Source organism: Microcystis sp. M49636_WE2, assembly GCF_030065375.1.
In the GTDB taxonomy this organism is placed as follows: domain Bacteria; phylum Cyanobacteriota; class Cyanobacteriia; order Cyanobacteriales; family Microcystaceae; genus Microcystis; species Microcystis aeruginosa_C.
On the sequence record NZ_JASJFG010000633.1, the window covers coordinates 1 to 1,203 of the forward strand.

A 1,203-nucleotide genomic window follows, 5' to 3' on the forward strand; every position below is an offset into this window, starting at 1 on the left:
CTGCCCAGCAATGCTCTAAAGTTGATAAATATCAATTTAACAAAAACTCAAAGCCTTAGTATACAAGCTTTACAAGCACGAATTGTTGATAGTTTTACATGACAGGTTCGGTAGAGCCAAAAAAGACAAGAGACAGCTAACTGATAACTGATAACTGATAACTGACTTTCCTATGTCCCCTCTCAATTCTCACCGCTCAGAAATAACTACCGTTGCCGATCCTATTTATTTAGAAATCTTTAAAAATCTCTATCAATTTATTGCCGAAGAAATGGGGATTACTCTCCAAAATACGGCAGCAAGTGTCAATATTAAAGAGCGCCTAGACTTCTCCTGTGCTATTTTTGATGAGGTGGGAAATTTAATCGCTAATGCTCCTCATATTCCCGTCCATTTAGGCTCCATGGCCGATAGCGTTAAAAGCTTAATTCAGGATAAAGGTGAGACGATTCGTCCGGGGAATGTTTATCTAGCTAATAATCCTTATAATGGCGGTACTCACCTGCCGGATGTCACAGTAATTAGTCCTATTTTTGACCGCCAAAATCAGGAAATATTATTTTATCTTGCCTCCCGGGGACATCAAGCTGATATCGGTGGCATTACCCCCGGTTCTATGCCTCCCCACTCTGTCCATATTAGCGAAGAAGGAATTTTATTCGATAACTTTTTGCTGGTAGCGGCGGGCCAGTTTCGGGAACAAGAATTAATTAATCACTTAACTAATAGTCCTTTTCCTGCACGCAATATCGCCCAAAATATTGCCGATTTTCAGGCACAAATAGCCGCTAATGCCAAGGGGGAAAGAGAATTACATAATATGGTTGAGCGCTACGGATTAGCTATGGTTAAAGCCTATCAACAGTTCGTTCAAGATAATGCGGAATTAGCGGTGAGAAAAGCTATATCTGTCCTGAAAGATGGTGAATTTACTTATTATCTGGATAACGGTGCTGTCATCAAGGTCAGAATTAGCATAGATATTGATAATTGTCAAGCAACCATCGATTTTACTGGCACATCTGACCAGTTAAATAATAATTTTAATGCACCCCTAGCAGTGACAAGAGCGGCGGTTTTATACGTTTTTCGTACCCTTGTGGAGGAGGCAATTCCTTTAAATGCTGGCTGTTTCAAACCCCTCCATTTAATTATCCCATCTGGCTGTTTTCTTAATCCCGTTTATCCAGCGGCCGTAGTAGC

At 40.6% G+C, this 1,203-nt stretch carries 1 protein-coding gene; it reads left to right on the forward strand.

Going from position 1 to position 1,203, the window contains the following annotated elements; genetic code table 11:
- Positions 1-172 precede the first annotated feature (172 nt).
- On the forward strand, positions 173-1,203 hold a 1,031-nt coding region (locus tag PX484_RS14660; protein WP_288104430.1), incomplete at its 3' end, for a hydantoinase B/oxoprolinase family protein.